Annotated in this window: 6 protein-coding genes and 1 pseudogene; 6 read left to right on the top strand and 1 reads right to left on the bottom strand. The window is 71.2% G+C overall.

The genetic code is table 11. The annotated features are described in order from the left end of the window. From Q0588_RS15970 to Q0588_RS15955, 4 genes are all read left to right on the top strand, one after another. Positions 1–1,902: helicase-related protein (locus Q0588_RS15970; protein WP_298748290.1), on the top strand; the 1,902-nt coding region annotated here is incomplete at its 5' end. Then, complete coding sequence (locus Q0588_RS15965; RefSeq protein WP_298748287.1) at positions 1,899–2,186, top strand: RNA-binding S4 domain-containing protein; 288 nt, start codon at positions 1,899–1,901, stop codon at positions 2,184–2,186. The genes Q0588_RS15970 and Q0588_RS15965, both read left to right, overlap by 4 nt. A 67-nt stretch (positions 2,187–2,253) precedes the next feature. Beyond that, positions 2,254–2,595 (top strand): ferredoxin FdxA, encoded by a 342-nt coding sequence (gene fdxA, locus Q0588_RS15960; protein WP_298748284.1) that lies wholly within the window; start codon positions 2,254–2,256, stop codon positions 2,593–2,595. A gap of 315 nt (positions 2,596–2,910) precedes the next feature. Further along, positions 2,911–3,462, top strand: a complete 552-nt coding sequence (locus Q0588_RS15955; protein WP_298748281.1) for a CarD family transcriptional regulator — start codon at positions 2,911–2,913, stop codon at positions 3,460–3,462. 90 nt (positions 3,463–3,552) lie between these two features. Here the strand turns inward: Q0588_RS15955 and Q0588_RS15950 are convergent, their stop codons facing one another. Next, complete coding sequence (locus Q0588_RS15950) at positions 3,553–4,026, bottom strand: DUF3617 family protein (protein ID WP_298748278.1); 474 nt, start codon at positions 4,024–4,026, stop codon at positions 3,553–3,555. A gap of 210 nt (positions 4,027–4,236) precedes the next feature. On the opposite strand from Q0588_RS15950, the gene rpmB reads away from it, so the two are divergent. Both rpmB and Q0588_RS15940 read left to right on the top strand, forming a co-directional pair. Then, entirely contained in the window at positions 4,237–4,533 is a 297-nt protein-coding gene (gene rpmB, locus Q0588_RS15945) for a 50S ribosomal protein L28 (protein WP_298748275.1), read from the top strand. Positions 4,534–4,681: 148 nt separating this feature from the next. Continuing rightward, positions 4,682–5,667: pseudogene (locus Q0588_RS15940) on the top strand (M1 family peptidase); the annotation flags it as partial.

Here is a 5,667-nt window from a genome sequence, read left to right as displayed (position 1 = left end):
GGGGCGGCGGTGGTGATGGGTTCGCTGTCCCCGCGCACCCGCAACGCCCAGGTCGAGCTGTTCCAGTCCGGCGAGGTCGACTTTCTGGTGGCCACCGACGCCATCGGCATGGGGCTGAACATGGAGGTCGACCACGTCGCCTTCGCCGGCCTGAGGAAGTTCGACGGGCGGCGGACGCGCTGGCTGCACGCCCATGAGATCGGCCAGATCGCCGGCCGGGCCGGGCGGCATCTGCGGGACGGGACCTTCGGGGTGACCGGAGAGGCCCTCGAACTGGACCCCGACATGGTCGAGCAGGTGGTCGAGCACCGCTTCGATCCGGTCGAGGCGGCCGAGTGGCGTCATGCGCGGCTGGACTTCGACACCCTGCCGGACCTGTTGCGGTCGCTGACGGTAACGCCGGGGGTGCGCGGGCTGAACCTGACCCAGCCGGCGCTGGACGAGACCCTGCTGCGGCGGCTGATCAAGGACGAGGCGGTGGCGCGGATCGGCCGCTCGCGCGGCGCGATCATGCGGCTGTGGGAGGCCTGCCAGCTGCCCGACTTCCAGAAGACCACCCTGGACGAGCACGCCCGGCTGGCGAAGGACATCTTCGAGGCCCTGACCGGCCGGCGCGGTCGGCTGACGGCGGACTGGATCGCGCCGCGCTTCGCCGACCTCGACCGCGACGACGGCCAGATCGACCAGCTGTCGGCCCGGCTGAGCGGGGTGCGGACGCTGAGCTATATCGCCAACCGGCCCGACTGGCTGGACCAGGCCCAGGGCTGGCGCGACCGCACCCGGGCGCTGGAGGAGCGGCTGTCGGACGTGCTGCACGAGCGGCTGACGGCGCGCTTCGTCGACCGGCGCACCACCGCCCTGATGCGGGCCCTGAACGTACGCGAGGATGCGGTGGCCGATGTCGGCGCCGATGGCGCGGTGGTGGTCGAGGGCCACGCCGTCGGCCGGCTGTCGGGCGTCGACTTCCAGATCGACAGGGGCGCCAGCGCGCTGGAGGACCGGGCGCTGCGTCATGCGGCGCGGCAGGCGGTGACGCCCGAGATCGCCCGGCGGTTGGGCTGGCTGGCGGCGGACGCCGACGAGGCCTTTTCAGTGACGCCGGACGGGGCGGTGCTGTGGCGCGGCGCCCAGGCGGGGCAGGTCGCCGGCGGCGACTGGTTCGCGCCGCGGGTGCGGCTGCTCGGCGAACTGGGACCGGCGGCGGCGCGCGAACGGGCCCAGCGCCGTCTCGAAGCCTGGCTGGCGGGCGAGGCCGGACGGGCGCTGCGGGCGCTCAGGCGGCTGAAGGCGGCGGTCGAGAGCGGCGCCCTGAAGGGGCTGCCGCGCGGGATCGCCTTCCGGCTGGTCGAGGCCGGCGGGGTGATCGACCGGCGCGACATCGAGCGCGATCTGGCCGCCTTGAGCCAGGCCGAGCGGCGCACGCTGAAAAGCTTCGGCGTACGGCTCGGCGCCCATTCGGTCTGGCTGCCGGCGCTTCTCAAGGGGCGCGCGCCGGGCGTGGCCCAGGCCTTCGTGGCCGGGGAGCCGTTCCGGCCGGGCGCGGCCCCGCTGACGCCGCTCCCGGGGACCGCCCCATCGGCGCGGCTGCTGTCGGCGTTCGGGTTGCGCGCCGTGGGGCAGCTGGCCGCCGGAGTCGAGATGCTGGAGGCGCTGGCCGAGCGGCGGGCCCGCAACAGGGGCGTTCCAGGCGACGCGGACCTGGCCGAACTGGGGATCACCGCGGCGCAGGCCAGGGCCCTGGCCGGGGCGCTGAAATCCACCCGGGCCCAGCAACCGGATCGCGGGGCCCGGACGCCGAAGCTGCCGAAGGACTCGCCGTTCGCGGCCCTGTCGGCGCTCAACGCCCCGCCTCCGGCCCCGGCGCGCCGCAGGCGGCCGCGCCAGCGGAACAACCCCGCGTGAGCGAAACGAGCTGCCGCATCGATGTCTGGCTGTGGCGGGCCCGGTTCGCGAAGAGCCGCTCGCTGGCCGCCGCCATGGTCGAGCGCGGCGCGGTGCGGCTGACCCACAACGGCGTGCAGACCCGGCTCGACAAGCCCAGCCGCAGCGTCCACGTCGGCGACGGCCTGGTGTTCGCCCTCGGCGGCCGGCTGATCGATCTGACGGTGGAGGGGCTGGGGGAGCGGCGCGGGTCCGCCGAGGAGGCCCGGACCCTCTACGCCGCCCGCGACACAGGGGCCGGTTGACAGCGTCGGCCGCCGGGGTCATCTGCGCAGCCCGTCTCCAGCAACCGCGCGATCGCCCCTCCGCTCCATGACCTACATCGTCACCGACGCCTGCGTGAAATGTAAGTTCATGGACTGCGTCGAGGTCTGCCCGGTCGACTGCTTCTATGAGGGCGAGAATTTCCTCGTCATCGCGCCGGACGAGTGCATCGACTGCGGCGTCTGCGAGCCGGAATGCCCGGTCGACGCCATCAAGCCGGACACGGAGGACGAGCCCGACGGCAAATGGCTGATGGTCAACGCCGAATACGCCAAGCTCTGGCCGAACATCACGGTCAAGGGCACGCCGCCCGCCGACGCCGACCAGTTCGAGCGCGAGACCGGCAAGTTCGAGAAATATTTCTCGCCGAAGCCCGGCAAGGGTTCCTGAGCGCGGCGCCGCCGGGACGGCGGCCGGTCCGGCGAGGATTTACAGCCTTCCGTATGCTGACGCTGTGGACATTTTGAAATTCCGCAGATTTGTGATAGGTTCCTGCCATTGGGTCGGGCGGTCTGCGATTTCCTCGCGCCGCCCGCGTTTGCGACAGAATCCCGCCCATGCAGGCGGGATCGGCCAGAGGTTTGGTGATCCGTTTCCGTTTTTGACGACTGACAAGGCGCGCCGGCGGTTCCTGCCGCGGGACGAGCCCCCGTCGTTTCGACGTATCCGTTTCGCCCCGCCGTCTCGCGCCGGGAAAGGAATGACATGACGAACAAGACTGGTCTGGAATTCAAGGTTGGCGACGCGGTCGTCTATCCGGCGCACGGCGTCGGCAAGGTGGCGGCCGTCGAGACCCAGGAAGTCGCGGGCATGTCGCTGGAGGTCTATGTCGTGACCTTCGATCACGAGAAGATGACGCTGCGCGTCCCGACCCGGAAGGCCAAGACCGCCGGCCTGCGTTCGCTGGCCGCCGACGACGTGGTGTCCAAGGCCCTGACCACGCTGAAGGGCCGGGCCCGCATCAAGCGCACCATGTGGTCGCGCCGCGCCCAGGAGTACGAGGCCAAGATCAACTCGGGCGACCTGATCTCGATCGCCGAGGTGGTCCGCGACCTGCACCGCGCCGACAGCCAGCCGGAACAGTCCTATTCGGAGCGCCAGCTCTATGAATCGGCGCTGGACCGGATGGCCCGCGAGGTCGCCGCCGCCAACCGCATCGACAAGGACGCCGCCGTCGAACTGCTCGGCAAGTCGCTGAGCGCCAAGAAGGCCGTCATCGCCGCCGCCGAGGCCGCCGAGGAAGCCGAAGCCGCCTGATTTCGACGCGCATCGCCGAATGACAGAAGGCCCGGGAGCGATCCCGGGCCTTTTTCAATTCCGCCGGCGTTCCAGCGTCGCAGACGGCCGTCAGAAATACTCGGCGTTGGCCGGGCACTGAGCCGCGAGGCGGCGGGCGGTGATCGAGGCCGGCAGATAGGGCGTGCCGCGCACCAGCTGGGCCCCGCCGCGGAAGGTGAAGCTCTCGGGCTGGTAGGTGCCGTTCAGGCGCACGTTGACGCGCCGGCCCTTGCGGTCGGTGCAGGTCCCCTCGAAGCGGGCGGCGCCGTCGCCGACCTGGCGCACCGGATAGACGCACCGCCAGCGGCGGGTCGACAGGCCGCCGAAGAAGCGGTTGATCTCGCTCGGGCGGACGCATTTGGTCTCGGTGTCGCGCACGCCCACGGCGCTGGTGGTGTACTCCCAGTAGCCGGGCAGCACGGTGTCGGCGCTGGACTGCTGCGCCATGGCGGCCCGCGGCGCGGCGGGGGCGGCGAGGAACAGGGCGCCGGCGATCACGGGCGCGACCGTCGCGGCCAGGCGGACGAGGGCGGAGGGCTTCATGGCGGTCCCGGGGCTGAACATCGGTGTCATGACTAATGGGGATATATGGCGGGATTTGAACGGCGGCTGAACGGCTCCGGGGCGGCGCGTCCGTCTTGACGGGACGGGCAGTCCTCCTCTATACGCCCCCCTCTCGCGCGGGACGACCTCCCGCGCGCGCCTGTTTCATGCGTCCGCCCCGTGTCGCGGACCGCTCCGAAGGATAGCCAGATGTCGCGTCGTTGCGAACTCACCGGTATCGGCCCGATGGTCGGCCACAGCGTGAGCCACTCGAACATCAAGACCAAGCGTCGGTTCCTGCCGTCGCTGAAGGCGGTCAAACTCACATCTGAGTCTTTGGGCCAGACCTTCAGCCTGCGCATCTCCAACGCCGCCCTGCGCACCCTGGACTACAAGGGCGGCCTTGATCCGTTCATCGTCAAGGCCCGCGACGAGCAGCTGTCGGTCGCCGCCCAGCGCATCAAGCGCCAGGTCAAGGCCAGGCTGGCCGAGCAGGCCGCCGCCTGATCGGCGACGACATCCAGATTTGAAGGGGCCGGTGGAAACACCGGCCTTTTTCTTTGCGCGTGGAGAGCCCGCCGCACGCCCAGGCTTGCAGTTGCACAAGCGGCGACGGGCTTTAGGTTGACCCGGTCCACTGTCGGGAGTCGTCCGTGTGTCCCTGACCGCCTGCCGCGCCGCCCTGATGGGCGTATCCCTGATCGCGCTCGCCGCCTGCGCCACCACGGCCGCGTCCGTGGAGCCCGCGGCGGCGCAGACCGAGCCGGCCCAGGCGCCGGCGCGCGACTCGACCGCCTTCACCCTCGGCACCGACCAGCCGCGCGCGCCCGAGCAACTGGCCGTCACCTTCGACAAGGCCGACCTGTCGATCCGGGTCCTTCCGGATGAGAAGGCCATAGACGGCGTCGCCCTGCTGGACTTCACCGCCACCGCCCCGGTCGACCGGCTGGCGGTCGAGCTGGACACCCTGCTGACCGTGTCCGAGGTCGCGGTGGACGGCGTGGCCGTCCCGGCCGGGCGCTGGGCCAACCCCGAGGGGCGGATGACCGTCCAGCTGGCCGGGCCGCTCGCCGTCGGCAAGACCGCCCAGCTGCGCATCGCCTACGCCGGCCGGCCGCGCGTGGCGCCCAACCCTCCGTGGGACGGCGGCTTCGTCTGGGCCACCGCGCCGTCGGGCGAGCCGTGGATCGCCACGGCCGTCCAGCCGGAGGGCTGCGACCTGTTCTGGCCCTGCATCGACCACCCGCTGGCCGAACCGGGGCGGGTCGACCTGCACATCACCGTGCCGTCCAACCTGTCGGCGCCGTCGAACGGCAAGTTCCTGGGAACGGTGGATCACGGCGACGGCTGGACGACCTGGAACTGGTCGGCCGCCAATCCCAACACCTACGCCATCGCCCTGAACATCGGACCCTATGTCGAGGTCAGGGCCGACTACCGCAGCCGCTTCGGCAACGTCATCCCGATGTCCTACTGGCGCCTCAGGTCGGACGATCCCGCCAAGGTGGCGGCCCTGTTCGCCCAGTTCACGCCGATGCTGGACTTCTACGAGGCGACGGTGGGGCCCTATCCGTTCGGCGACGAGAAGATGGGGGTGGTCGAGACCCCGCACCTGGGCATGGAGCACCAGACCATCAACGC

The sequence above is a fragment of the uncultured Brevundimonas sp. genome (genome assembly GCF_937870815.1).
Taxonomy (GTDB): Bacteria; Pseudomonadota; Alphaproteobacteria; order Caulobacterales; family Caulobacteraceae; genus Brevundimonas.
The sequence above is the reverse complement of the archived record's forward strand: the minus strand, read 5'-3'. Positions and strand labels throughout refer to the sequence as shown.